Source organism: Paenibacillus harenae (assembly GCF_030812415.1).
In the GTDB taxonomy this organism is placed as follows: Bacteria; Bacillota; Bacilli; order Paenibacillales; family Paenibacillaceae; genus Pristimantibacillus; species Pristimantibacillus harenae_A.
In genome coordinates this window covers 357,756-383,590 of sequence record NZ_JAUSST010000005.1, presented here as the reverse complement: position 1 = coordinate 383,590, position 25,835 = coordinate 357,756, and the positions used below count along the sequence as shown (strand labels likewise).

General features: G+C 53.6%; 21 protein-coding genes. 9 read left to right on the top strand and 12 right to left on the bottom strand.

What is annotated here, in order from left to right:
* Positions 1 to 17 precede the first annotated feature (17 nt).
* Entirely contained in the window at positions 18 to 1,763 is a 1,746-nt protein-coding gene (locus J2T14_RS19860) for an ABC transporter ATP-binding protein (protein ID WP_307473514.1), read from the bottom strand.
* A gap of 530 nt (positions 1,764 to 2,293) precedes the next feature.
* Between J2T14_RS19860 and J2T14_RS19855 the strand changes: the two genes are divergently transcribed.
* The 3 genes from J2T14_RS19855 to hmpA all read left to right on the top strand — a co-directional run bounded on the left by J2T14_RS19855 (position 2,294) and on the right by hmpA (position 5,987).
* Positions 2,294 to 3,079, top strand: a complete 786-nt coding sequence (locus J2T14_RS19855) for a tyrosine-protein phosphatase (RefSeq protein WP_307473512.1) — start codon at positions 2,294 to 2,296, stop codon at positions 3,077 to 3,079.
* A gap of 416 nt (positions 3,080 to 3,495) precedes the next feature.
* A complete protein-coding gene (locus tag J2T14_RS19850) occupies positions 3,496 to 4,620 on the top strand; it encodes a nucleotidyltransferase domain-containing protein (RefSeq protein WP_307473510.1) in 1,125 nt (374 codons plus the stop codon).
* Positions 4,621 to 4,718: 98 nt separating this feature from the next.
* On the top strand, positions 4,719 to 5,987 hold the full coding sequence (gene hmpA / locus J2T14_RS19845; RefSeq protein ID WP_307473853.1) for an NO-inducible flavohemoprotein: 1,269 nt from the start codon (positions 4,719 to 4,721) through the stop codon (positions 5,985 to 5,987).
* Here the strand turns inward: hmpA and J2T14_RS19840 are convergent.
* Positions 5,942 to 6,475, bottom strand: a complete 534-nt coding sequence (locus J2T14_RS19840) for a Crp/Fnr family transcriptional regulator (RefSeq protein ID WP_307473508.1) — start codon at positions 6,473 to 6,475, stop codon at positions 5,942 to 5,944. The genes hmpA and J2T14_RS19840 overlap by 46 nt on opposite strands.
* 135 nt (positions 6,476 to 6,610) lie before the next feature.
* On the opposite strand from J2T14_RS19840, the gene J2T14_RS19835 reads away from it, so the two are divergent.
* Positions 6,611 to 7,099: an HPP family protein gene (locus J2T14_RS19835; protein ID WP_307473506.1), complete on the top strand. Its 489-nt coding sequence runs from the start codon at positions 6,611 to 6,613 to the stop codon at positions 7,097 to 7,099.
* A gap of 14 nt (positions 7,100 to 7,113) precedes the next feature.
* Here the strand turns inward: J2T14_RS19835 and J2T14_RS19830 are convergent, their stop codons facing one another.
* The 3 genes from J2T14_RS19830 to J2T14_RS19820 form a co-directional block, all read right to left on the bottom strand.
* Complete coding sequence (locus J2T14_RS19830; RefSeq protein WP_307473505.1) at positions 7,114 to 9,417, bottom strand: ATP-dependent DNA helicase; 2,304 nt, start codon at positions 9,415 to 9,417, stop codon at positions 7,114 to 7,116.
* Positions 9,418 to 9,516: 99 nt separating this feature from the next.
* Positions 9,517 to 11,229, bottom strand: coding sequence for a cellulase family glycosylhydrolase (locus tag J2T14_RS19825; RefSeq protein WP_307473503.1), 1,713 nt, complete (start codon positions 11,227 to 11,229; stop codon positions 9,517 to 9,519).
* Positions 11,230 to 11,778: 549 nt separating this feature from the next.
* On the bottom strand, positions 11,779 to 12,147 hold the full coding sequence (locus J2T14_RS19820; RefSeq protein ID WP_307473501.1) for a hypothetical protein: 369 nt from the start codon (positions 12,145 to 12,147) through the stop codon (positions 11,779 to 11,781).
* 244 nt (positions 12,148 to 12,391) lie between these two features.
* On the opposite strand from J2T14_RS19820, the gene J2T14_RS19815 reads away from it, so the two are divergent.
* The gene (locus tag J2T14_RS19815; protein ID WP_307473499.1) at positions 12,392 to 12,559 is read left to right on the top strand and encodes a hypothetical protein; all 168 of its coding nucleotides are present in this window, start codon (positions 12,392 to 12,394) and stop codon (positions 12,557 to 12,559) included.
* Positions 12,560 to 12,571: 12 nt separating this feature from the next.
* On the opposite strand, the gene J2T14_RS19810 is transcribed toward J2T14_RS19815, so the two are convergent.
* The 4 genes from J2T14_RS19810 to J2T14_RS19795 all read right to left on the bottom strand — a co-directional run bounded on the left by J2T14_RS19810 (position 12,572) and on the right by J2T14_RS19795 (position 17,702).
* Entirely contained in the window at positions 12,572 to 14,659 is a 2,088-nt protein-coding gene (locus J2T14_RS19810) for a protein kinase domain-containing protein (RefSeq protein WP_307473497.1), read from the bottom strand.
* A gap of 14 nt (positions 14,660 to 14,673) precedes the next feature.
* Positions 14,674 to 15,597, bottom strand: a complete 924-nt coding sequence (locus J2T14_RS19805) for a PP2C family protein-serine/threonine phosphatase (RefSeq protein ID WP_307473851.1) — start codon at positions 15,595 to 15,597, stop codon at positions 14,674 to 14,676.
* Positions 15,597 to 15,884: a hypothetical protein gene (locus J2T14_RS19800; protein ID WP_307473494.1), complete on the bottom strand. Its 288-nt coding sequence runs from the start codon at positions 15,882 to 15,884 to the stop codon at positions 15,597 to 15,599. The genes J2T14_RS19805 and J2T14_RS19800 overlap by 1 nt, the downstream gene beginning before the upstream one ends.
* Positions 15,885 to 16,016: 132 nt before the next feature.
* On the bottom strand, positions 16,017 to 17,702 hold the full coding sequence (locus J2T14_RS19795) for a glycoside hydrolase family 2 protein (RefSeq protein ID WP_307473492.1): 1,686 nt from the start codon (positions 17,700 to 17,702) through the stop codon (positions 16,017 to 16,019).
* Positions 17,703 to 17,902: 200 nt separating this feature from the next.
* On the opposite strand from J2T14_RS19795, the gene J2T14_RS19790 reads away from it, so the two are divergent.
* The 3 genes from J2T14_RS19790 to J2T14_RS19780 all read left to right on the top strand — a co-directional run bounded on the left by J2T14_RS19790 (position 17,903) and on the right by J2T14_RS19780 (position 20,118).
* Positions 17,903 to 18,151, top strand: coding sequence for a ribbon-helix-helix domain-containing protein (locus J2T14_RS19790; RefSeq protein WP_307473490.1), 249 nt, complete (start codon positions 17,903 to 17,905; stop codon positions 18,149 to 18,151).
* A 5-nt stretch (positions 18,152 to 18,156) separates the two neighbouring features.
* Complete coding sequence (gene dnaN / locus J2T14_RS19785) at positions 18,157 to 19,290, top strand: DNA polymerase III subunit beta (RefSeq protein WP_307473488.1); 1,134 nt, start codon at positions 18,157 to 18,159, stop codon at positions 19,288 to 19,290.
* A gap of 90 nt (positions 19,291 to 19,380) precedes the next feature.
* Positions 19,381 to 20,118 (top strand): Bax inhibitor-1/YccA family protein, encoded by a 738-nt coding sequence (locus J2T14_RS19780; protein ID WP_307473486.1) that lies wholly within the window; start codon positions 19,381 to 19,383, stop codon positions 20,116 to 20,118.
* Between the two features lie 408 nt (positions 20,119 to 20,526).
* Here J2T14_RS19780 and J2T14_RS19775 read toward each other — a convergent pair whose 3' ends face one another.
* The 3 genes from J2T14_RS19775 to J2T14_RS19765 form a co-directional block, all read right to left on the bottom strand.
* Positions 20,527 to 21,840, bottom strand: coding sequence for an ABC transporter substrate-binding protein (locus J2T14_RS19775; protein WP_307473484.1), 1,314 nt, complete (start codon positions 21,838 to 21,840; stop codon positions 20,527 to 20,529).
* Positions 21,841 to 21,978: 138 nt separating this feature from the next.
* Positions 21,979 to 22,812, bottom strand: a complete 834-nt coding sequence (locus tag J2T14_RS19770; RefSeq protein ID WP_307473481.1) for a carbohydrate ABC transporter permease — start codon at positions 22,810 to 22,812, stop codon at positions 21,979 to 21,981.
* On the bottom strand, positions 22,812 to 23,708 hold the full coding sequence (locus J2T14_RS19765; protein ID WP_307204678.1) for a carbohydrate ABC transporter permease: 897 nt from the start codon (positions 23,706 to 23,708) through the stop codon (positions 22,812 to 22,814). The genes J2T14_RS19770 and J2T14_RS19765 overlap by 1 nt, the downstream gene beginning before the upstream one ends.
* 228 nt (positions 23,709 to 23,936) lie before the next feature.
* On the opposite strand from J2T14_RS19765, the gene J2T14_RS19760 reads away from it, so the two are divergent.
* On the top strand, positions 23,937 to 25,835 hold the full coding sequence (locus J2T14_RS19760) for a cache domain-containing sensor histidine kinase (RefSeq protein ID WP_307473479.1): 1,899 nt from the start codon (positions 23,937 to 23,939) through the stop codon (positions 25,833 to 25,835).

Genomic DNA, 25,835 nt, shown 5'->3' with positions numbered 1-25,835 from the left:
CTTAATCATTACATTCGTTACTCTTCTATAAAAGCTTCCAGCTGCTGGCGATCATATTGCTCGCGATACCAGCCGCCCCTCTCCAGAAGTTGCTCATGCGTGCCCTCCTGCACGATTCGCCCCTCGTCGAGGACGATGATCCAATCCGCATGCTGTACGGCGGACAGACGGTGCGTCGTAATCAGCGTCGTCTTGCCGACGCGCTCCGTACGGATGCCCTCAATGATCTCCGCTTCCGTCTTTGCGTCTACCGCGGACAAAGCATCGTCAAGCAGCAATATTTCCGGATTGGCGATAAGCGCCCTTGCGATGCTGACCCGCTGCTTCTGCCCGCCGGACAGCGCAACGCCCTTCTCGCCGACCATCGTCTGGAGACCGTCCGGAAGGAACTGAATGTCCTTCGCGAACGAAGCCCGTTCCAGCGCGCGCTGCATATCTTCATCCGTCGCATCGGTCTTCCCGAACATAATATTTTCCTTCACCGTCTTCGAGAACAAGATCGGCTGCTGCGGCACGTAGCCGATCCAGCGGAGCCATTCCTGCGTGCGCAGATGACCGATCGAAGCGCCCGAGATCGTAATATCGCCGTAGCCGAGCGGATATTCGCGGAGCAGCTGCTTCAGCAGCGTCGTCTTGCCGCTGCCGGTCCTTCCGACGATGCCGAGCGTCTGGCCTTGACGAAGCATGAACGACACGTCGATCAAATTATCGACGGTCGACGACGGGTAACGAAACGTTACGTCTTGGAACTGCAGCCCCTGCGGCTCTTCTACCGCCACCGGCGCATCCGCTTCGGGTACGTCCGGCTTATAGCCGAGCGTCTCATTGACTCGGTCGAGCGAGGCGTTGCCGCGCTGCATAATGTTGATCAGCTCGCCGATCGCGAACATCGGCCAGATCAGCATGCCGAGGAATACGTTGAACGAGACGAGCTCGCCAAGCGTAATTTCGTTATGGAATACGAGGTATCCGCCGTAACAAAGCCCGATCAAGTAACTCGTTCCGACGAGAATCTTCATCGTGGGCTCGAACAAAGCGTCGATCTTGGCGACCGCGATGTTTTTGCCGAGTACTTCCTTCGTCTTCGCCTTGAACCGCGCTTCGCTTGCTTCCTCCTGCACGAATGCGCGGATGACGCGAACGCCCGCTACGGACTCCAGCACTTGGTCGTTCAGATCGCCGAAAGCGTCCTGCGCGTCCATGAAGCGCTCGTGAATCTTTTTGCCGAAGTAGCTCATCGCCAGCGCCATAAGAGGCAGCGGCAAGAGCGATGCCAGCGTCAGCTTCACGCTAATCAGACCGGCCATGACGATCAGAATCGTAATCATGAACAGCGTCGAGTCTACAAGCGTCAAGATGCCGAACCCCGCCGTTGTCGCAACCGCGCCGAGGTCATTGGTCGAACGGGCCATCAGATCGCCCGTACGGTTGCGTTCGAAGAACGTCGGCGTCATTCGCAGAAAATGCCGCATCAGCCTTGACCGAAGCAGCCGCTCCAGTACGAACGCGCCGCCGAACAACTGATAGTGCCATACATATGTAATGACATATCCGATGACCGTCAAGGCGATCCAGCTTACGACAATGAGCTGAAAGTCCGCTTCGCCAAGCATTCCTTGATGAATGCCGTCAATCGTATAACCGATCAGCCACGGCGGAATAACATCGATGAATCCTGTAAGCACGAGGAGCGTAATCGCGAGCGCATACCGCTTCCAATTCATGCCGAAAAACCATTTTAACTTTTTGAGTACAATAAACATACTTCTCTACCACACCTTCCGCTATCCATCCCTGCTACATTCATCCCTGTTAAAAAAACAAAAGAAGCGCGCCGCCGCAACGACACGCTTCTTCCTGCCGCATGCATGCTAGGTTGGTCAGTCTGCGAGCAGACCGCTGCTTCATGCACACGCGGCAAACGAAAAGGCGCAAAGTTACGGTAACGTAACCCTGCGCCCCTTATGACGGGTAAACTCCCTTGTTACAGGGAAACGACGCGCGGATGGATTACGTTATTCATGTTGAAACGATGAATCATGATTCCAGCTGCAAATGCTCTCATATATTTCCGCATGTAACGTAACCCTCCTCTCGAATAAAATCTAATTGTCACTTTACCACCCGATGAAATCGATGTCAACCACAAATTAACAATCCTTGTCCTTTACAAAAGATTCGCATCTTCCTAATTCCAAGTTAACATTCAACTTGTATTCTAGTTGCGTACCAGTTATTTTATGTAAATAATCGAGCGTGCGTTAGTGAAGGGAGCTTGAACGAGAAGATGACAATGACAACGCAACATCTTAACCATTCCAATACGAGAGTATTGCCTTTCCATGGCGTGCTCAATTTCCGCGATATGGGCGGCTATGCGGCTGCCGGCGGACGCAAGGTGAAGCGCGGCATGCTCTTCCGCTCGGCCGAGCTGACAGGCATGACGGAGAGCGACCGAGAGCTGTTCGCTTCGCTTGGCATTAAGACCGTGTTCGACTACCGCGACGACAAGGAAGCCGAGCTTAAGCCCGATCCGGCCTTCGAGAATATCGCCAATGTCCGCATCCCGGCAATGAACCAACCGCATAATACAGGCGATATTCGCGAGATGCTGAAGTCCGATTTATTCCGCAACATGTCGGTTGAGACGTTCGCCGACATGTACGTGCAGATGGCCATCGACAACGCTTCCTTCAAGAAGCTGATGTCGCTCCTGCAAGAGCCGGACAGTCTCGGTCTTCTGCATCATTGCGCTGCAGGACGCGACCGCACCGGCATCGGCAGCGCGTTCATTCTGCTTGCGCTCGGCGTCGATCGCGAGACGATTATCGAAGACTATCTGATTTCGAACGTCACGCTTGTCTCGATGAACGAGAAGATGAAAGAGCAGCTTGCCGAGCTTCTGGATGAAGAGCAGATGGAGCGCATGAAGGCGATGTTTCAGCTTCGCCGCGAATTCATGGAAGCCGTATTCGGAGCGATCGATGCGAAGTACGGCGACACGGACAGCTTCCTCGAGCAGCAGTTCGGCCTTACCGCCGATAAACGCGCCGAGCTTCAAGCTCGCTGCTTGGAGTAGCGGACGGATAGCTTTTGAACGAGAAAGACCTGCCGGCCGCAGGTCTTTCTTTGCGCCTGAAGATGGATAACTGGAAAAACTCCCGTTATTTTGTCGTGAATGGCGCCTGACAGATGGATAACGGGAAAAGCTCTCGTTAATAAGCACCTTTCCCTCATTTTCAAGGGAATGTCTGAAAATAACTGGAGAAATTCCATCTAACGATCATAAAGAAGTTTCGACAGTGCAATTAACTCCCCTGACGTCGCATCAACCACTACATGTACTCATGCATGATTGCTGCTTCTTTTGCCGAACCATGTGTTATGAACGCTCCTTGATTATATTCTTTAAATCATTTAGTACCGATTGCCCGACACCGCTCTCTAGTATACTGGCTATGATGCTTACTACAAAAACAAGGAGGCGCGATTGCGATGAAGAACGTATTCGAAGTCGCCCAAACGCTCATTAACCATATACGATCCCGCTTCCAGGAAGACGTAGCGCTCGTCGCTTATTACGGCTCTTACGCGCAAGGAACGGCAACGGCCCGCTCCGATCTGGATTTCTTCTTCATTCCAGCGACGCCGGACGGCTTCCGTGCCAGCATCCCGTTCATCTGCAACGGCATCAGCTTCGACTTCTGGCCGATTAGCTGGGAACGCGCGGAGCGAATGGCGTCATTCGAAGAGCCGAATACATCGATCATCGCCGACTGCAAGCTATTGTACGTTCGATCGGACGCCGATCTAGCCCGCTTCGAGCAGCTCCGAGAGCGAATCGCAGATACGGGCAAGCAAGGACTGGCGCTCATCGAGAAAGCCGAGAACCATCTGCGCGATGCTTACGTTCATTTATACAATATGTCCTTGCTTGCCGATGATCATGCCCGCAGCCTGACCTGCTACCGCACAGAGGGTCATGGCGTTCTGACTCATGTGCTCTACAGTCTGGCGCTGCTTAACGGTACCTATTTCACGAAGGGCTGGGGCAAAAACGCAGAGCAAATCGCATTGTTCAAACTGCGGCCGAGAAAACTGGATGAACGGATGAATGCCCTTATGCATACTTCCGTTGGCGAGGTCATACAGGAGGCATGCCGACAGCTTGTTCATGACACGGTTGGACTGCTAACAGAGCGGAAGGAGCTATATATGAATGGTCCTGACTATCCGGGTCGTATGAAAGGCTTTTACGAAGAAATCAAAGGGGTTTTCGATAAGCTGCTGACGGCTTGCGAGAACAACGATTATACGACGGCTTTCTTCTGGTCAGCGGGCGTACAGGACGAGATTGCACGGTTCCTTTATTTTGCTGAAAAAGGGTACTGGCCAGCCTCCATTATCCCTGCTGCGGACTATCAAAACATCTACGTCCAAGCGGGGTTTCCAGACCTGCCGGAGCTGCTGGCAGCGGATCGTTTGGCGGAATTGCGCGAAGCGATAACGCTGCTCGATAATCGCCTTCTCAGCCTAATAAAGGCGCAATCCGTGCCTATAGCGGAGTTTGACGATTTGGAGCAGTTGAAGCTTTACCTTGAGAACCGGGATTCGGTCTAGCTGAGCCCATCTTCATTCCCGTCACAAATCGTTGCATTTTGCTGTGTGTTCAATCACATATCCCCTCCCTCCCTGTTGCGTATACTTGAGCTATAAATATCAAACACCCAAGCAGTCAAGCCAATTGGAGGGATTTATTCATGTTAAGCGATAAATCGATAGCGATCATCAAATCTACGGTACCCGTGCTGGAGGTACACGGCGTGACGATCACGAAGCGCTTCTACCAGATGCTGTTCGAGAGCCATCCCGAGCTGCTCAACATTTTCAACCACGCCAACCAGAAGCAAGGCAGGCAACAGACCGCGCTTGCCAATGCGGTATACGCCGCGGCGAAGCATATCGACCGGCTGCCGGACATCCTGCCCGCCGTTAAGCAGATCGCTCATAAACACCGCAGTCTCGGCGTGAAGCCGGAGCATTATCCGATCGTCGGTACCCATCTGCTATCGGCAATCAAGGAAGTTCTGGGCGATGCGGCGACGGACGACATTCTTCAAGCATGGGCCGAAGCCTATGGCGTCATCGCCGATGTGTTCATCAGTGTGGAAGCAGAGATGTATGAGGAGGCTAGAAGCCAATCCGGCGGCTGGGATGGCTGGCGGGCATTCACAGTCGAACGCAAAGTGGAGGAGAGCAGCGTCATTACCTCCTTCTACTTGGTACCGCAGGATGGAGGCTCTCTTGCTAGCTATGAGCCGGGGCAATATGTCAGCTTGAAGCTGGACATTCCAGGCGAGACTTATACGCAAATCCGTCAATATAGTCTATCCGATGCGCCCGGCAAGCCTTATTACCGCATATCCATCAAGCGTGAGGATACGGAAGAGGATCGCGCAGCCGGCATCGCTTCAGTCTATCTGCACCATTCATTGCAGCAAGGGGAAACGCTCTGGTTGTCCGCTCCCGCCGGAGACTTCACCCTGGATAGGAGCGATGATCGCCCGCTCGTGCTCCTAAGCGGCGGGGTCGGCATTACGCCGATGCTCAGCATGCTGCTTGCAGCATTGGAACGGCAGCCGCAGCGGCAGGTTACATTCATTCATGCCGTACGCAGCGGCCATGAGCATGCATGGAAAAATGAAGTTGCTTCGCTTGCCGAGAAGCATCCGCAACTGAATGTTTCCTTCATCTATGGACAACCGACGCAACAAGATGTTGCGGAGCAAGCTTTCGACAAAGAAGGCTATATCGACTTGGAGTGGCTGAAATCGGCCGTCCCTACGCCGGACTCCGCCTTCTACTTCTGCGGACCTATTCCGTTCATGCGGACGGTCAATAGCCTATTGACCGAATGGGGCGTTCCCGCGGCGGATATTCATTATGAGTTCTTCGGCCCTTCCGGCAGCCTTACCTTAGAAGCCTGAGCGCGAAGCAACCGATTCACTGTTTCTCTCCGCAAGCCGATCAGCTGGCCAATCTCGTCCTGCGTCAGCACATCCGTTAGCGGAGCGGGGCCGATGTAGCTTCCGAACCATTGCTGCAGCTTGAGCAGCTTGACCGCTGGCGTCACCTGCGTTAATTGATCGATCCGCTGCTGCATCATGCGCAGCTTGCCTTGAAGCAGCAGCGCGATCTCTCTGCACTTGCCTGCATCGCGATCAAGCTCATCGTACCACTCCCTCGAATCCATCACCGTTACTTCGCTGGCCACGAGCGCCACGGCAGTACCGTGGTAAGGCATTGGGCTGATTAAGGAATGATGCGGAATGATCTCATCCGGTACGATAATGTTAACGAGAATCGGATTGCCGTCCTCATGCGTACGAACAATCTTGAACAATCCGCTTCGAACATGGTACAGCGGTCCGCTCTCCCCTTGGCGGAATAACACTTCCCCCTTATGCAGCAGCATGCTTTCATCGCTCCTTATCCGCCAATATCTCCTTGAATATGGGAATGGCGTTATTTTTGTGTCAGGTGGTATAATAGGGTCTGCTCTTTGCCTGTACTCCTATATTGCAGACACCGAAAGAAGGATTATCATACAATGACCATCAAGTCAGTCGCCATATGCGTTTATATTGTTCTCATCTACTGGATCTCCTTGCATTTTCCGATTATGCATACGTTGTTTTTCCCGACACTAGGCGCATTCAGCCTATTGTTCATCTCGAAGCCTTTCAAGAAGGAAGAGGTCGGAAGAATCGCCTTAGGCGCCGTAACCGCGTCGCTGGTCGGCTCGATCTGCATGTACTTCAGCACCGGCGTCCTGTCGATATTACTCAACACGGTAGCGGTGATATGGCTGATCCGCAAGTTCAGATGGAACGCTCCGCCCATACTGGCCGTATCCTTTATCCCTTTTTTCACCCAGCCGGCTACCGTATGGATTACGCCGCTGTCGGTGACGGTATCGCTGATTGGTTTGCTGCTTTTCCTCTATGCCGCCGACCGTCTGGAGAGGAAATTCGGAGCAACGCCACGGTTCATTCAGCGCTGTACGGATCAAGAGTCGCCGGAACGGGCAGCGATGTGAGAACGAGGGCGCCATTAACACCTCCACTCCTCCGGGAGCAACCGATTATAATGCGGCTGCAAATACCGGTCGTCAATGAGCATCAGCGTGCCCCGATCGGTCTCCGAGCGAATGAGGCGTCCGCCCGCTTGCAGCACCTTGTTCATGCCGGGGAAGACGTAGGCGTAATCGTAGCCGCTCTTGCCCTGCTCATTGAAGTAGTCCCGAATCATATTTCGCTCAAGTCCTAACTGCGGCAGTCCAACGCCAACAACAACGACCCCCACCAGCCGGTCTCCCTCCAGATCGACGCCCTCCGAGAACACGCCTCCCATCACCGCAAAGCCGATTAACGAGTTTTCATTGCCTGCCTGGAAGCTGGCCAGAAATTGATCCCTCTGTTCCTCCGACATATCCGGCTGCTGCAGCAGCACATCCGTCTTCGATGCACCCTCACCCTCACTTGTCGCCCAGCTTTCCAAATACGTCTTATGCACCGCGTTCATATACGCATACGACGGGAAGAAAACGAAGTAGTTGCCAGGACGCTCCGCTACCAATTGCGCCAACTGACGAGCGATCGGCCCGTACGAATCGTCGCGATCCTGATAGCGGGTCGAAACAGCCTTCACAACGACCTCGAGCTGCTCCTTCGCGAACGGCGAAGCGACGGCAAGCGTATAGTCCTTCTCCCCGGCACCGAGCATGTCCATATAGTAGGAAACCGGTGACAGCGTAGCGGAAAAATAAATATGAGACCGGTACCCCTTGCCCATCAGCTGCAGCATTTGCGATGGATCGAGGCAGAACAGCTTCACCCGCAGCTCGTTATTCGTCCGTTCGGTTAACGTTACATACCGCTCGTCATAGTGCTTCGCAACACGAATGAAGCTTTGTACGGCAAAATAGGTGTCGAGCAGCAGCTCGCTTACGCCTTGTCCGCTTGCGAGCAGCGGTTCCGCCGCGGCGGCAAACGACTCCGCCAGCTCCACTAAGTCAGTCGGAAGCTGCTTCTCGACAAGCTGGGGCGAATCCTCGTTCTGCTTGCGCAGCGCAATGAAATAATCGTTGACCGCCTTAGCGGCTTTATAGCCTGCCGAATCCGTTCCTTTCAGCTCCCGCTGCAACGCTAGAAACGCCGACTTCGCAAGCTCGGCCGAATACATGTCCCGCGCCCGGTCGACCAGATTATGCGCTTCGTCTACAAGCAGGGCCGTTCTCTTCTTCTGCTCGTTATATTGCCGCTTGAAAGAAATGCGCGGGTCGAAAATATAGTTATAGTCGCAAATCACCGCATCTGCCGCGTAGGCGACATCCAACGAGAACTCGAACGGGCATACGCGGTGCTTCTCCGCATACCGCTCGATGACCGGCCGCGTCATCACCGTTTCGTTCGCGAGTATATCGAGCACCGCCCCGTTGATTCGGTCGTAATAGCCCTCGGCATACGGGCAATGCTCCTTCTCGCAGCGCACCTCGTCCTGGAAACATATTTTATCCTTTGCCGTAAGCGTGACCGCATGCATGCGCAGTCCCTTCGCATCCATCAGCAGCAGCGCGTCCTCCGCAGCCTTCTTTGTCGTCGTGCGCGCCGTCAAGTAATAGAAGCGCTGCAGCAAACCGGACCCGATCGCCTTGACCGCCGGGAACGTCGTCGATATCGTCTTGCCGATGCCCGTAGGCGCTCTGGCGAATAGGCGTACGCCCTCGTCGATCGACTTATAGACCGCACCGGCAAGCTTGCGCTGTCCCGCGCGATACGCCCCGAACGGGAACGCGAGCGCCTCGATGCTCGCATCCCGCTCCGCGGCATGACGAAGGCGGAGAGCCGCATAAGGAACGTATAGGCGAACCACTTCCGCTACGAATCGCTCCAGCTCCTCGAAGGAAACAACGCGGTCGAATTGCTGAAGACGGTCCGACTGCGTATGCACATAAGTCAACTGCACGCGCATTTGCGGCAGTCCCTCATCCTTGGCATACATGTAAGCATAGAACATCGCCTGCGCCCAGTGCACCGGATAGGAATGCTCCGTTATATGGTCCAGATCGCCGGATGTCGACTTGATCTCATCTATCGTAATGGCGGGCTCGGTAGCAAGCAGCCCATCGCACCGGCCGTCCACGGCAAATAAGAGGCCTTCCGCCTCGATGTCCGCTTTCAAGTAGACCTCCTTACGGTCCAGCTCGCCGTATTGCTGTTGAATTCGCTGATGCGCTTTCGTTCCTTCATGCATCGAGTCGACCGCATTCAGCTTCACGTCGATGCTACCGCTAAGATACGCATATTCGACCAGATGCCTTACCGATATCGCGATCGTGCTGGGTTTGTCTGACATGGCTTGTCTCCCGGGCTCCTCCAAGAACATTTGTTCCTCAATTGTACCACACCTCAATAAAAATGAAGCCAACCGCATGCTCGGTTGGCTTCATTTTTATTAGGCTGCGGAACCGGTTATAACGTTTCCGCTCTTATTAATCCTGTATTCGACGGTAGTGCCGCTCCAGAAATGGAAGGTCAGCACGACTTCGCCGTCATTCACTTCGTTGAAGAAGTTTTGCGTGAGCTTGATCTCGTTCGTGTCGTACGAAGGCGAGAAAGCGTACGCGAATTCCTTGAACGATGTCCAGTTCTGCGGACCCGCATTGCCTCCGGCCGCGTATACGGCTTCCATCGTAGCAAGCCTGTCGCCGTTGAAGGCGACCGGGATAGAGAAATCGTCCGCCGTTCCGGATATATCGTGCAGCACCGGTGTGTCATAGACGATGACGTCAAACGTCCAGTCCTGTCCCTTATTGAATTTCGCGGTGATTTCCGCGTTCTCCCCGTAAGCGCCCGATGCCGTTAGTTTGGAGAGCAAGCTCGCCTTCACGATGAGGACATCGCCTTCTACCGAATAGTCGGTACCTTTGCGCAAGTTTTTACCATCATGACGAAGAGCCGTCAATCGATTGCCGTTCAACTCGAGCGGAATGGCCGTATCTTGCGCTGCTGCGTTCTTAGCCAAATAGATCAAGTCGGTTTCCGCGGTTGCGGAGCGGCCCTTCCAGCTCGCTTTGAGCATGCCGTACAGCTGCGGATCGTTCCATTGAAGCTCGTTTCGGTCGAGATGCTGCCCGTTGTCCCATAGCATATGGGTGATGCCTTTTTCTTGAATGTAATGCAGCAAAAACTCGAAAAATTTCAGTTTTTCGCCTTGTTCGATCGTGCCTGTATTTTTATCGAAGCCCAGCAAACCGTATTCGCCCAGAATAACGGGGATGCCCTTAGCCACGAGCGATTGATAGACGCGGTCGAACGTTTGAATAACGTCGTTTTTTGTTTCCTCGTTGAAACGGGTGAAGCCGGCGATGTTGACGCTGAACGGCCAAAATCCGTAATAGTGAACGGTGGCAATCAGGTTGGGATCGTTCAACTCGGTGAAGGTGTCCACCAACGCGTCGAGCCGATCCTGGTTCGCGTTCGTCTCGAGCGTTGGCAGGACGAGAGGGCGCTCGGCATTTTCTCCGCCGGAGCCGCGAACAATCTCATGGAAAGACGTATTTAATTCATTGAGCATTGCAAAATGAGCATCCCCGCTATTTCCCCAGCCGTCAGAGAAGCGAGGTTCGTTGATGCTTTCGAAAGAAAGCTCTTTCGGATAGTTTTTGAACCGGTCGGCGATCTGCGTCCATGCTGCGTTATATCGGTCAAGCACGAGGTCATGCTCGGTTCCCATCCGGTTAACCCACAGCCACGAGTCGTGATGCAAGTTGATCATGACGTACAATCCGGCATCCAGAGACCAGTTCACGACCTCTTCGACCCGGTCCATGAACGCCGGATCGACCGTATAGTCCGGAGCCTCGCCCATCCGATGATCCCATGTAATCGGGATGCGAATGCTTTTGAATCCTTGCGAAGCGATGTGCTGGATGAGCTGCTTCGTCACGCGCGGATTTCCCCACGACGTTTCGTCGGCGCCGGTCGCGTCGAATGTATTGCCTAGATTCCATCCGGGCTGCATAGCTTCGACGTACGATTGCATTTTGCTCTTCGGGACACCGACCGCGGGGCGCTTCTCCGAGGCCGCGCTTGCGGAAGGAACGATCATGGCTAACAAGATGGATACGATCAAAAAAATACGAAAGTGCTTGTTGGGTGTAAACATGTGCTGATTTACCTCCTTCAGGGATTTGGCTCTAAACAAAATATGAGATATATCGATCAGACCCTTATCGACCCCTCATCTTGAAAGCGTTATCAGAAAGCGCTAACATGGATGATTGTACCATCCCATAATTTTTGTAAAAACCCTAATAATTAGAGAATTAATCAGATGGAAATCTCATGTTCTCGTATGTCTCGTACCGCTTCGCAAAAAAAGAGGCTGTCTCATAAGTGCTTGGCGAATGGTTCGTTCATGGCGTGGGTTGTGCGAAGTGGCTATACTGGATCATTGCAGTACCTTTGGGCTGTTTCGCGCCATATCGAGAGCTATATTGGATATTCGCAACATAGACCTCTGTTTTATACTCAAAATGCCCTCAAACGCTCAAAGTTACTGCGAAAATCCAACATAGCTCCCCGCCACCATTCATTCCGTCCCAATATACTACAAAAATCCAATATAGGAGCCAGAGGTTAGATGTGTACGCACAAGGGGCCGTCCCTAAGCCTTGGCTTTTGGGACAGCCCCCTTCCAAATTCCGCACGCAGACTACTGCTCCTCCGTCTCTTCCTCCGGATGGCGGCCGACGCCGTTCAGCAGGTCGGTGCCGTGGAACTCATCCTCGGGGGCAGCCGGATCCACCGGACTGTTCATCGCAATGACATCGGCATCGGGAACGGCAGCGATCTCCGCCGAAATTTCTTCCGGCGTATCTACCTCGCCATCCCCTTCATCCGCGATTACCGCGCCCAATAAGCCCGCCTCGCTATCCGGGTATTTCCGTAGAAGCTCATCCGTCGCGTCCATCACTTCTTCCGTCTGCTTCTCGTCCGCAAACAGTCCGAAAGCCGGATCGATATCCCGCTCCGTCACGAGATCGTTATGCTCGCGATCCTCAAGATCCTCTTTTTTATCCATTCCTATCGCCTCCCTCAGAAGTATCCGTTGTCCATAATAGAATACCCCGAATCCACGTTTTTCTAATCATCGGTAATTTTCGAAGGAAAACCTCGAATCATAAAGGAATAGCTGCCGTTCTGCAAAAATATTGCAGGCGGTACACCGATTGGCTGCCATTATTATACCCTTTGGAAATGAGGACGTTATATCTCTACCCACTACCGTATTTCTGCGTTATACGCAAAAACGGAATCGTGGAATATTGAACTTATTTTGGGCGATGTCAACCTTCATTCTTGGCGCGCAGCTGCTAATCAATTATGTATTGTCGCCATACGTCGCTTTCCTGGCGCCTTTATGCTTCCAGCAAGCCGACCACTCGTTGTACGAATCGAAAAAAACCGACAAAAACCGAACGACCGTACAGTAGCCATCACGATAATTACGGTTCATACCGGTAAAAGGCGTAGGGGACAACCGAATTGCGGTAAGCCCCTAGCATAACAAAGTCCAGCCCATCGTCGTCGTCGAATCGGCCCAAAAGCAAAAATTGTTTATTGCCCACGTCCAGCTCCTCCTGCGCCAAGTAAGCCGTACCATCGTATTGCCGGATGACCAATGTATTGTGGTCAGGGTCTGCATGAAGCGTTGCGAGTTCCCATACCCCGTCGCCGTCCAAGTCCCAGGAATAAACGGCTAGCAGACTGCCGCCGAAGTCTTCGTCAAGAACTTGAACGAAAGCCGTGCCGTCCCAGTCGTATATGTAGGCACGGCCCTTGGTACGGTCCATGAACAGAATCTCCTTATCGCCGTCTCCATTCCCATCCATAAGCTCGAAGCCGTCCGCCGCGAAAGGCAGCATCATTTCCGCCGATTCATTGTCCTTTGCCATCCTCCAATTTAGATATGTATCGCCGCCGTCGCTCTCATACGCAATAACAACGTCTTCTACGTTGTCTCCATCTACGTAACCGTAATGAATCGCTCGGCTCGTATAGGCCGTCATAGCCGGATCGTACGCTTCTATTCCTTCCCCCTCGTCTGATAGCGCATAATAATGATGTTTGGCATGATAGTAAATCAGCGTCTCATTTGTTTGGACGCTATATGTCGCATTTAATGTTAAAGTTTCGTCGGGAATAAACCACCGTTTCTCCTCGGAAAGCTCGAAGCCGTTCCACCCCCAGAAGGACGTATAGGATTCCTTCTCCATGGGGTGCATGAACACGATCCGATCCGTTTTATAAGGGAACCGAGCAGCGGTAACATAAGTCGGATTGTCGAGCCATAAAGTCCCTTCTTTTACTTGAATAAAGCTGCTTGGCGCAACGGACATTCCGGACCCGCGATCAAACAGCATGATCGCGGCCGTTATGATGACGATAAGCAGCAAGACGCCGCCGCCTGCGACCCTCATCCACCTCAGGATGGAACGAGGCCGCCCAAGCGAAGCGCGGACCTGCTGTTTCTTCGTATATCGAGATGGCTGTGGCTCTCCAGGCAGGTGCAGCTCCGGCTGCGGCAACAACGACACTGGAGGCGGTGTGCCGGACTTGCGCGGCAGCTCCGCTCTGCCCTCTGTAAGCGCAGCTTGAAACTGCTGCACCGATTGGAAGCGATCGGAGGCATGTACGGAAAGTGCCTTCATCAGCACCGCTTCCTCATTCGGATCGATGACCGCATGCAGATGTGAAGGCGGCACGAGCGATTCCTGATCGAGCCTATCCAGCGATTCCGGCGGAATCCGACCCGTGATCGCGCGGTACAAGGTGGCTGCCACCGCATACAGATCGGTCCACGGACCTTGCTTCCCCCTCGTCCGGTACTGCTCCTCCGGCGCATAACCCGGTTTTAGGACGACTGATAAGCTATGTTCGCCAACGGTCTGTCTAGCGGCTCCGAAGTCGAGCAGCTTCACCTGCCCGTTCCTTGTCATATAGATATTTTCCGGGCTAATATCGCGGTGCAATATATGATGAGCATGGAGCACCCGCAGCACATCCATAACCGGCAGCATAATGCCAAGCGCGGCTTTGAACGACACGCGCCCGCCCTGCAATTTAAGAAACTCCTTGAAGGTCTGTCCTTCCAAATAAAACATAACCAAATAAGCCGTCCCGTTTTCCTTGAAAAAATCGCGCACCGACACGATGCCGGGATGGGCGCCCAACTTGCTTAATCGTTTGGCCTCGTCCAGAAACCTATCGAGCCCATGCGCATACTGCTGCTGCGCCTCCCCCGAATAGACGTTGACGAGCGACTGATTAAGATTTCTCGTCGCAAGATCGCGCGGCAAATATTCCTTGATCGCCAGCTTCGTCTCCAGACTAAGATCCCACGCCAAATAAGTAATGCCGAAGCCGCCTTGCCCAAGCACCTTGCCAATCAAGTAACGGCCGTTCACGATCGTGCCCGGCATCAATTGCCACGGTGCGCTTGGCAGCGTTACTGCCGCATAGCCACAGTAAGGGCATACTGCCGTCCCGCCCGTCCGTTCCATGCATCCTAAGCAAACTCGAACATTGTTCATCCTATGCCCGCCTTTTATTTGCCACGTCGTGTAGAAGCGTCGAAAGGCTGAGTTTTATGTACCGATACCCTATAATTGACGATCACGATGGTCGCATTATCCTGATAGGGCCGCCCTTCGGCAATCACCTGCCGCACGATAAATTCAGCAGCCAGCTGAGGCGGCAGCTTCGCCGCTTCATACATCACCTGCTCCGTCAGCCCCTCATAGAGGCCATCGCTGCATAACAGGATCCAATCCTCCGGCTGCAAACGGTACGGCGTTGCATGACTATCGATCTCCTGCAGCTCCGGAATACCCAGATAGCTCGTCAGCAGCTGCCTATCTGGATGGCTATCCGCTTCCTCGCGGGTCATATGCCCCGCTTTGACGAGCTCATCCAGCCGCCTCGCGTAGATATGATCCTTCGTAAGCGCGCTTAACGTCCCTTCGCGGTATAAGTAAATTCGGCTGTCTCCCGCCGAAGTCCAGTAGAGCCGGCCTTCCGATACGACGACCGCGGTAAGCGTCGTCCCTACGCCCCATTCAAGCTCATGCTTCATCGCCAGCTCGTAGACAGCGCGGTTAGCCATGCGGATCGCCCGCTCCAGCGCTTGCGGGATATCCTCTTCGTCCGCCTTCATCGTATAGGCTCGCAGCATCGACTGCACGGCTAGATGGCTCGCCTCGCCTCCCATCGCCAGCCCGCCCATTCCATCGGCGAGCACGGCCAGGACGCCGTACTTCCGCACCGCTTCGCTTTCGTCAAGCTCCGAGAAGCAGTAAGCGTCCTGCTGCTCCTCCCGTTCCCCGATATGCTGCGCGCTTCCCGGAACGATCTGCATCCGAACCTTCTCTCGCGCAGACTCTTCTTGCGGTGCTGCCGGCGGACGACTCCCCGATAGAAGCGCAGCAATGAGAACGATAAACAAGGCGCTGCACAGGATCATGTACCACATCACAACCATGAGATCACCTTGAGCAATAAGGTAACCGCACCGATGCCAAGTCCAACTAACGAAGTGAGAATGCCGGCTCTGGCCATGCCCGGCCTTTGCGAATCGATCCCTTTGAAGCCCAGCAATAGTCCGATCGCTCCGCATGCGATGCTAAGCAGCCACGTCCACCAAAAAACGATGCTGCATAGGCCGAGAATCATCGACGCCAATGCATGACCGTTCCATTGGCGGTAGCCTCGCGGTTTACCCGGCCGATACGGATTGTAATACGGGTAACGATTGCTCATGCGCTCACCCTCTCCGGCCTCCATTATACTCATCCATATGGATAGGACTTTCGTTTTATGCCAAATAGGCTTGCCGGATCGGGCGTTATCCGTCCTCGGCAAACCTATTCGTTCCTTGACGACTACTTCATGCTATTCCTGAAAATATCGCTTCACCGTTTCATAGGCAAGCTTCGGCCTTCGGTACCGGTCCACGATTCCTTTGCTGTTCTGCGTACCGGCGCGCGTCAGCAGCCAGCCGGTCGCTTCGCTCACCCTGCAATCGCAGAACTGCCAGATGAACATGCCGGACACGTAAGGCCGCTGCGTATAGGCGGCAAGATTGCTCTCGATAATATCGGCCTGCCGCTCTTCCGTCCCCTTAACCCTTGTAGGCTCCCGGAAGCCGTAATAGCCGTCGCCTCCGAACTCGCTCATGATCATCGGCTTTCCTAATCCGCCCAGCTCGTCAGCCCATTGTCGAGCTCTATCGCATAGATCGCCCGGATCCTCATCGGTGTACCATTGCGGATAGAGGTTGAGAGATACGATGTCGGCCAGATCGAAGCAGAGCTCCCTTTCCCTATGGTGGCTGGCAAAGGAAAGCGGACGCGAGCTGTCCATGGATCGAATCTGCTCGAACTGCTTCTTGTACATGCGTCGTCCATCCTCCGTATCGCTGGCGCATTCATTCAGTATCGCCCATATGATTATGCTCGGATGATTATAATGGCTCTCGACCATTTCGCGGTTGCAATCCTCGCATTGCCGCTCGAAGTTCGGATTGTGCATCTGCTCCAGACTAAGGCCGCGGGCGTGATTCTCTTCCCATACCATAATGCCTCGCTCGTCGCACAGATCGAGGAAGCGTTCATCGTTCGGATAGTGGCTCGTTCGAACCGCATTCGCACCGGCTCCCAGCATCAGCTCCACATCCTGCACCATAAGCTGATAAGGGAAAGAAGGCCCTACCATCGGATGATCCTCATGCCGGTTGAATCCTTTCAGGACGACATTCTCCCCGTTCACCTGCAAGAAGCCTCCCTGCGTCGTTACGGTACGGAAGCCGACTCGTTCGATGAGGTCGTCTATAGGTCCATCCGTGGCATCGCCGAACAGCTGCGCTTCGAGCAGGTAGAGCCGAGGCTTCTTGTTCGACCAAGGTTCAACGCCGTCAAAAGCACGCGTGACCGTAACGACGCAAGACTCGTTCGAGGCGATCTGCCGCTCTCCGATCCGGAAGCTTGCACCGCCGAGCGAACCCTCCAGCCTGATCGCTGCCGATTCGGCGCCGATATTGCGGACATGCACGTCAACGACGCCTTGCCACCGCTCGTCCTTCCATATAGGCGTAAACTGTATTCTTTCAATATATACATCCGGCACGGCTTCAATGCTCACCGGTCGAATAATGCCGCCATAGGTGTAGTAATCGTTTGGGATATGTAGAGCGGAAGCTTCGCTGAAGCTATTGTCGGCTTCGACGACAATCTCATGCCGGCCCGGCTTGACGCCTGGAATAACGGCAGTGAACGGCGTGTACGCATTATAATGGTGCGCAACCTTGCGGCCATCGAAATACACGTCCGCCGTATGGCTAACGCCTTGAAAGCTGATTCGAAGCGCCGTTTCCCGCTCGACCTCGATCGTTTTGCGGTACGCCCCCCGACCTTGATACGTCGAGAATCGCGGGTGCATCTCCCAGCAGCCCGGCACGGGCAGCACATAGCCGTAATCGCCGTCGTAAGGCGACGCTTCCTTGTCAATCGGCTGGAACTGCCATTCCCCCTCCAACGACTGTACCTTTCTTATCTTATGCGTATTAAACAAACGAAGCATGCTAGCAGTCCTCCTTGATATAAATATGGCCTTTCCGTTCAGGCTCATTGTACCTCTTGGCGCAGCTTGACGTCCATCGTCCTGATGGCTTATCGCACCCGCCCGATTAACAGCGATTGCCAACCGTAAAGCAGCATGGTAAAGTTAAGATAGTTGTATTTTGAATTAAGTTACCTTAATCAAATGGAGGTTGTGCGCTTATGTCCTCTAAAAAAATAAAGCTGGGCATTCCCGAAAATGAAGGCCAGCTATCGATCATGTTCTCGCAAGGCGGACCACGAGCCGGCGCGGGGCGCAAAGGAATCGGCGAAACTCGGAAAATATCGTTAACCCTGCCTTCTTCAGCATGGGAGCAGATTGATGCGCTCTGCGAGAAGGACGGCCGCTCCAAATCGGAAGTCATTAGAAGCATGCTCGAGACGTACATGTCCGAATCGGGAAATAGGTGATCGCCATGCATATAGAGATTACAAGACATTCGCTTCACCACGCCTTGCAGCACATTGCGGCAGGACTGCCTTCCAGACCTGTCCAGCCCATACTTGCGGGCATTAAACTGCAGGCCGACGCTCATCAGCTCACGTTGACCTGCTCCAAGCTAACGATGACGTTGAAATATCAATTGCCCTCCCCTTCCGAGATGCTTACCGTCCAACAATCGGGAAGCGCCGTCGTTCCGGCGCGCTATTTGATCGATATTGTCCGCAGTTTACCGGGTGGTGTGATTTCGCTCCAAATGGCGGAGAACGGCATTTTGCACATGCAATCGGGACAATCCGTTTACAGACTTGCAACGATGGACGCGGATGAATTTCCGGATATGTCCCCTTTCGATGACAGGACCTCCATCCTCATCAATAACGGCGATCTTAGAACGATCGTGGGGCAAGTCGCGTTCGCCGCTTCCACGTCGGAAGCGCGCCCCGTTCTCACGGGCGTATCCATGACCATGCAGGAAGATGGCCGCAGTTTGAAGCTTCTGGCAACGGACGGCATCCGCCTCGCAGCCCTCACTACAAGCATTGACGCGGAAAATTTCGGCAATCCTCTGCCATCTATCGTCATTGAAGCCAAACATCTGAACGATTATTCGAAAATGCTAACAGACGCCGCGAGCTCCACGCAGATAAGCTTCGGCGATCACGATATTCGCTTTCAGACGAACGGCTTCATCATGCAGGCTTCGCTTATTCCGGGCCAGTTCCCTTCCACCGACAAGCTGCTGCAGCCTGCCTTTGGCACCGAGATCAAGCTGGATACCGCTTCTTTCGGGGAAGCGGTCGGACGGGTATCGCTGCTGGCGGGCGATAGTCGGGTTATCGGGATGCGCATCACAGAAGAAGGCGCGGAACTGTTCGCCACGTCGCCGGACATCGGCGACGTGACGGAAGCGGTGGCGCTTGTAGGGAGGACGGGCGAGGCGATTACGGTGTATTTTAACGGTAAGTATATGAAGGAAATTGTAAATGCTATTGATAGCGAGCAGTTATGCATGCGCCTGACCGGAAGAGAGAGGCCGATCATAATTGAAACGACGCATGGCCAAGATACGTATTATATTCTTACTCCGATCCGAAGCGCCCATTGATGTTTTCCCGAAATAAATAGTCATTGGTAGTGGATGAGCATCATAGGATGTGATAGAATCGGGACAAAATGATAATGAGGTGAATTACCCATGTTAGGAAGAAGCGGTAATCCGACATTAAGAGATCATACGTTTGATCGGCACGGCAATTCGCTGAACGGCGCGATGACGATCAACGGCACGGTCAATAAAGCGTTCATTACGCTCGCACTGCTGCTTGGCGGCGCGTTCTCGACTTGGAACATGTATTTCAACGGCCAAAACGTGATGGGCTATATGATCGGCGGCGTTGTCGTCGGACTTGTACTAGCGCTCATCATCAGCTTCGTGCCAAGAACGGCGCCTTACCTAGTTCCGGTCTACGCAGTGGCAGAAGGACTTTTCCTTGGCGCGTTGTCGGCCAACTACGAAACGTTGTACAACGGCATTACGATGCAAGCGTCGCTGCTGACGATGTGCGTATTCGTTGCTCTGCTCCTAGCGTATAAGACAAGACTTATTAAAGCGACCGAGAACTTCAAGCTCGGCGTGTTCGCCGCAACGGCGGGCGTCGCCCTTCTTTACCTGGTAAGCTTCGTGCTCGGTTTCTTCGGCATCAGCGTACCTTTCTTGCACAGCAACGGTTTGATCGGCATCGGCATCTCGCTCGTCATTGTCGTGATCGCGGCACTGAACCTCGTGCTGGATTTCGACTTCATCGAGAACGGCGCACAGCGCGGCGCGCCGAAGTACATGGAATGGTACGGCGCGTTCGGCCTGATGGTCACGCTCGTATGGCTGTACATCGAAATGCTTCGCCTGCTCTCCAAAATCTTCAGCCGCGACTAATCGCGATCGTTGCCCAGCAGCAACCAAGAGGCAAGAAGCTAGAAGCCGTCCCGCACCGGGATGGCTTCTTCGTTTTGTTTACCCAGTCACTATTGTCCCACCTCCCCACCTCGCAATAACGGAAATTTCTCCAGCTGATTTTGGTGGTAATGCCGCAATCTCATCAATAACAGGAAAAACTCCGGTTAATTGTACCGACAAGCCGCTCATCTTCCCATGCGCAATAGGGATTAACTCCAGTTAATTGTACAATTTTCCTGTTTGAGGGCGAAATTACGGGACTATTTCCAACTATTTCAAAAATGCGGCGCAGCAGCAGGTGGATCGATCTGCTCTCACAACGCGTAAAGAAAAAACTCCGACCGTGCAGCCTTGGCCGCATGATCGGAGCTTTCGTCTTATACGCTATTATTTCTTCACGATATCCTGTACCGCTTTGTCAAGCTTCGAGAGCAGCTCGTCGGCGGAGATTTGCTTGCCGAGGTACTCCTGCATCGCCGCGCCCCATTGCTGCGTGACGCCGTCCGGGAAGCGGTCCCAGTTCCAGCTTTTCACTTGCGTTGGGTTCGCATTGGCGAATAGCGCGAAGTCGCCGCCGATGCTGCCGATCGCTTCCGGGTTAGGCTCGATGGAGGACAGCGCAGGCACGAATTTGAAATCGGTCGCGATATATTTTTTGCCCGTTTCCGAAGTAACCATCCAGTTCAGGAACGCTTTCGCTTCTTCCGCGTTAGCGGATTTGCTGTTGACGATCCAGTTGTTCGGAACGCCCGTGAACACGTTCGGCGCATCCAGAAGAGGCACTGGCATCATGCCCAGGTTCATGCCCGGCGTTACTTCGTCGATCATGCCTTGAATCCAGTTGCCATGTTGGATCATCGCGTACTTGCCTGCCGCGAATTCAGCGACCTGCGTGTTGTAATCCGTCGTAAGAGCGTTCTTCTGTCCGTTCGCGAACATGATGTCCACGAGGCGTACCCACTGCTTCATCGTCGGGTCGTCCTTCAGCGTTTTCGTGCCGGCTTTCACCTCTTCGATGAAAGCGGCAGGGTCTGCTTGGTTAGCCAGCGCGATGTTGAGCGTGTGGATACCCATCGACCACCACTCGTTCGTCAGCGCGAACGGCGTAATGCCCGCGTCTTGCAATTTCTTCGCGGCAGCATCCAGCTCGTCAAGAGTCTTCGGAAGCTCCGTAATGCCGGCTTTCGCGAACAGGTCTTTGTTGTAAGTGAAGCCGTAAGCTTCAAGGTTCATCGGCATGCCAAGCAGCTTGCCGTCGCGCGAGATCTGAGCTTTCGAAGCTTCTACAAGATCCTTTGCCCAAGCTTCGTTGCTAAGGTCAGTGGCACGATCCACGTAAGGGTCGAAGCCGGCCCAGCCGCTGGAGTTGAAGATTTCCGGCTCTTCGCCGGCCGCGAGCTCCGCCTTCAGCAATGCGCTGTAGTCCTCGCCGCCACCATGCGTCTCGACATCCACTTTAACGCCTGTTTCTTTCTCGTATTCGGCAGCCATCTGGTTAAGCGCTTCCGCGATTTCCACCTTGAATTGGAAGATCTTGATCGTTACGTCCTTCTTAGGCGCATCGGTCTGAGCCGCCTCCGTCGGTTGGTTCGTTGCTTCCGTCCCGCCGTTATTCGCTACATTGTTGCCGTTGTTGCCCCCGCACGCAGCCAGCACGACCACCATAACCGCGACGAGCATAAGGAAAGATAATTTCTTCATCTTACATGACCTCCCGCAACTTTATAATTTAACATTTAAAGCCTTATCTTGTGTACATCGTCATTATAGTTGTGCAACAATCAAGCACAACACCGAAATTATTGAACATCTAGGTGTAATATTTTGATTATTTAACCGTTAGCCCTTTACCGACCCCGCCGTTATCCCCTCGATAATATGCTTTTGCAGGAAAAGGAAGAAAGCTATGACCGGGAGCGTGCTCAGCGTCAGCGCCGCCATGGCGAGATCCCACTTGCGCAAGTATTGACCGAAAAACTTCTGCACGGCGAGCGGAATCGTCGTCATCCTATCGTTAATGACTAGCATGGGCAATAAGTAGTCGTTCCAAATCCACAGCACGTTCAAAATAATAACCGTAACGGTGATCGGCTTCAAGAGCGGGAACACGATGCGCCAGAAAACGCCGTACGGCGTACAGCCGTCCATGACCGCGGCCTCCTCGATCTCAAGCGGCACCGACTTCACGAAGCCGTGATACAGAAACATCGAGAGCGAGATGCCGAAGCCCATGTAACATATGACGATACCGTGAAAATGTCCCCGAAGCTCCAGCCACGAAGTGACCCGCATTAGCGGCAGCATGACCGATTGGAACGGGATGATCATGGCGGCAATCAAAGCTGTCAGAAGCAGCTTGTTGAATGTCGTCGGTCTCCGTACAAGCCGGTAAGCCATCATCGAGCTAATAACGACAAGCGCAAGCACGCTGACCGAGGTCACTAGAAATGAATTCATGAATACGCGAGGGAACTCTACAGCTTCCCAAGCCCTTTGAAAGTTGCCGAAGTTGATCTTCTCCGGCAAGGATGACGCGTTAAGCAAGATGTCGCCCAGCTTCTTGAACGAGTTGACGATCAGGAAGTAGAACGGAGCAATGAACAGCAATGCCAATAAGATGCCGATAATCTCTGTGACGAACAGGAGCGGCGTATACTTTTGTCTCGTTTCCATCACGCTTCCACCTCCTGCTTCTTCGTAATCCATACTTGTGTAACGGTGATGATGGCAACGCCGAGGAAGAAGATCATCGCCTTCGCCGTTCCAAGTCCGTACCTGCTATAGCCAAGCGCCTCTCTGTAAATGTTAAGCGCAATCGATTCCGTAGCATTGCCCGGTCCGCCCGATGTGAGCGACAAGTTCAGATCGAACATTTTGAACGCGTTCGACGTCGTCAGGAACAAGCAGATCGTAATCGCGGGCATAATAAGCGGGATTGTCACCGAGCGAAGCATCTGCAGCATGCCGGCACCGTCAATCTTCGCTGCCTCGATCAAATCCTTTGGCACGCCGATCATCGCCGCAATATAGATTATCATCATATAGCCGGCCGTCTGCCAGACGAACACGATGACGATACCCCAGAAAGCCGTATTCGGCGTTCCGAGCCATTGGAGATTGAAGAAGCCGATGCCTGTCGCCTCGCCGATTGCGGCAAAGCCCCTTACGAAAATAAAATACCAGATGTAGCCGAGCAGCAATCCGCCGATCACATTGGGCAAGAAAAAGATCGTCCGCAGCACATTGCGGCTCTTCAGGTTGCGGCTAAGCATAAGCGCCAGCAAGAAAGCGGTCAGATTCGTAATCAGGACGCCCGCCAGCGTGAACTTGACCGTGAACAGGAACGCATCCCAGAACCTCTCGTCGTCGGTGAAAATTTTCGTAAGGTTACGCATGCCGGTCCATTTGGCGTCGCCTATGTTTATGCCATCCCATTCCGTGAACATATAATAAAAACCCATAACAAACGGCAATAGCACAATCAGTATGAAAGCAATGAGGCCCGGACCGACAAATACGGTCTGCTGCACCCATTCGCTCCATCTCCTTCGAGTGATTCCTTTGGACATCGCGATCTAGTCCCCTTTCTCTGTCTTCGTATGTTCTGAGTAGGTCGCGGGGCAAGGCGTGCTGACGCTTCCCCACATCCAAAGTATAAAACCACGCTCCCTATGCGGACTACCGAGGATGATGATAACGTTGGTGGAATATATTGACCATCCTTGGTTCAATCGGTTACTGTGTATCCACAAGCGTAATAGAAAGCGGCTAGCGCATCCGGCAGGAGGAATCGGCACTTGAAATCGAGAAAACCGTTTAACACCATTCGCAATAAGCTCATGCTGCTGCTGCTTGCGGCTACCATTTTGCCTATTGCGACGTCGATGATCATTTCCTACAACGCCACGACGGGTTCGATCACGGAAGAGGCGATTGCCAAGAACAACCGGTTGCTCTCGCTCGGCAAAACGAACATTATGAACTATATGAGCAACATCAACCAGAAGTCTCTGGCCGTATATAATTCCATGAACGTGCCTCGCTCGCTGTATTATATTTTGGAGCGCAGCCTCGAGGACGAGGTATTCCCGAACGATTTAACGGATGTCATAAACAACCGCAATTTGCTCAAGGATCATCTATACAGCATTTACCAAAGCGTAAGCGAATTCAATAAAGTACGGCTCTATGTCGTGAAGCAAAACGCGACTTATCTGCTATGGAACGATGATATCAAAGTCGGGGAGAACGATAAGGACACGCTGGCGGCAACGGTCAAAAAAGCGTCGATCGAGCCTACTCATCAAAGCCATAACTACGGGCTTAACATCAAGTTCGGCGACGTTAACGACGAGATGGTGTTCACGCTGCATCGTCCGATCTTCCGCGCGCCTAGCGAGGAGCTGCTCGCCGAGCTGTCCATCGACGTGCGGCTGACGGTGCTCGAGGATCTGAACCGCCAGCTGTATGACGGCGGCAAGGAGGATTTCTACATCGTGGACGCCAACGGACAGATCGTGCTCGCCTCGAACAAGGAGGAAATCGGCAGCAAAATCGACCAAACGTGGATGAACGCCATCTATAGCTCGAGCGAGGATAGCGGACATTTCGACTGGGCGGAGCAATCGTTCGAAGGAATGATTTTCTACGACCGGATCAAGACGCCTTATATGGACTGGTATCTCGTCAAGCAGACGCCGTACAGCCATCTCTATAGCGCGGCCGACCGCGTCGCGCGCATTAACATCTGGGTTGGCGCGGCTTTTCTGGCCATCGTCGTTATCGCCACGCTGTTCATATCGTTCACCTTTACGAAGCCGCTTCTGCGGCTGATCGGCTATGTGAACAAGATCGAGACCGGCAATTTGAACGTCTCCATCGACATTCAGAGCAATGACGAGATCGGCCTGCTCGCCCGGCGTTTCCGTTCCATGATGCAGACGATCAACAACTTGATTTTGACCGAATATCGGCTGGAGATCGCCAACAAGACGAATCAGCTTAAGGCGCTGCAGGCGCAGGTTAACCCGCATTTTCTATACAACGCGCTGCAATCGATCGGCACGGTTTCGCTTCAGCATGGCGATCACAAGGCATACGGGCTTATTACCTCACTTGGCAAAATGATGCGTTACCATATGAATACGATGGATGCCGTCGTCGAGCTGAACCGCGAGCTGGAGTACGCGCAGGCTTATCTCGATCTGCAGAAGCAGCGCTTCGATACGGCGCTCGGCATCCGGCTGCAGATCGATGACCAAACGCGCCGCATTCTCGTGCCGAAGATGATTCTCCAGCCGCTGCTCGAGAACTTCTTCAAGCACGGCTTCGCCGGGGCGGATTCGCCGAGCGAACTGACGATCGCAAGCTCGCTCAGCGACGATGGCCGCCTGCTGACGATCCGCGTACAGGACAACGGCATCGGCATATCGGACGAACGGCTGGCTGAGCTGCGATACGGACTGGATAAGCCTCCGTCTCACGGAGTCGTTAACTCGCAAACGCAGTCTCCGTTGCCGTCTTCGTCTTCGGCTTCCGTTGCCGTTTCGTCGCAAGAGGGAGGCGGCATCGGGCTTCAGAACGTGCTGTCGAGGCTGCGCTTGCACTTCCATCCGTCCGCGGCAATTGAACTAGAGCAGGTCCGACCGCATGGCTTTTCCGTTACGATCCACATCCCGCTTGGCGAAGGAGAATGA

Excerpts from the sequence above, each read along its gene's own strand:
- J2T14_RS19860 (WP_307473514.1), bottom strand. The coding sequence starts at position 1,763 with ATGTTTATTGTACTCAAAAAGTTAAAATGGTTTTTCGGCATGAATTGG.
- J2T14_RS19855 (WP_307473512.1), top strand. The coding sequence starts at position 2,294 with ATGACAACGCAACATCTTAACCATTCCAATACGAGAGTATTGCCTTTC.
- J2T14_RS19850 (WP_307473510.1), top strand. The coding sequence starts at position 3,496 with ATGAAGAACGTATTCGAAGTCGCCCAAACGCTCATTAACCATATACGA.
- J2T14_RS19840 (WP_307473508.1), bottom strand. The coding sequence starts at position 6,475 with ATGCTGCTGCATAAGGGGGAAGTGTTATTCCGCCAAGGGGAGAGCGGA.
- J2T14_RS19835 (WP_307473506.1), top strand. The coding sequence starts at position 6,611 with ATGACCATCAAGTCAGTCGCCATATGCGTTTATATTGTTCTCATCTAC.
- J2T14_RS19830 (WP_307473505.1), bottom strand. The coding sequence starts at position 9,417 with ATGTCAGACAAACCCAGCACGATCGCGATATCGGTAAGGCATCTGGTC.
- J2T14_RS19825 (WP_307473503.1), bottom strand. The coding sequence starts at position 11,229 with ATGTTTACACCCAACAAGCACTTTCGTATTTTTTTGATCGTATCCATC.
- J2T14_RS19820 (WP_307473501.1), bottom strand. The coding sequence starts at position 12,147 with ATGGATAAAAAAGAGGATCTTGAGGATCGCGAGCATAACGATCTCGTG.
- J2T14_RS19810 (WP_307473497.1), bottom strand. The coding sequence starts at position 14,659 with ATGAACAATGTTCGAGTTTGCTTAGGATGCATGGAACGGACGGGCGGG.
- J2T14_RS19805 (WP_307473851.1), bottom strand. The coding sequence starts at position 15,597 with ATGTGGTACATGATCCTGTGCAGCGCCTTGTTTATCGTTCTCATTGCT.
- J2T14_RS19800 (WP_307473494.1), bottom strand. The coding sequence starts at position 15,884 with ATGAGCAATCGTTACCCGTATTACAATCCGTATCGGCCGGGTAAACCG.
- J2T14_RS19795 (WP_307473492.1), bottom strand. The coding sequence starts at position 17,702 with ATGCTTCGTTTGTTTAATACGCATAAGATAAGAAAGGTACAGTCGTTG.
- J2T14_RS19790 (WP_307473490.1), top strand. The coding sequence starts at position 17,903 with ATGTCCTCTAAAAAAATAAAGCTGGGCATTCCCGAAAATGAAGGCCAG.
- dnaN (WP_307473488.1), top strand. The coding sequence starts at position 18,157 with ATGCATATAGAGATTACAAGACATTCGCTTCACCACGCCTTGCAGCAC.
- J2T14_RS19780 (WP_307473486.1), top strand. The coding sequence starts at position 19,381 with ATGTTAGGAAGAAGCGGTAATCCGACATTAAGAGATCATACGTTTGAT.
- J2T14_RS19775 (WP_307473484.1), bottom strand. The coding sequence starts at position 21,840 with ATGAAGAAATTATCTTTCCTTATGCTCGTCGCGGTTATGGTGGTCGTG.
- J2T14_RS19770 (WP_307473481.1), bottom strand. The coding sequence starts at position 22,812 with ATGGAAACGAGACAAAAGTATACGCCGCTCCTGTTCGTCACAGAGATT.
- J2T14_RS19765 (WP_307204678.1), bottom strand. The coding sequence starts at position 23,708 with ATGTCCAAAGGAATCACTCGAAGGAGATGGAGCGAATGGGTGCAGCAG.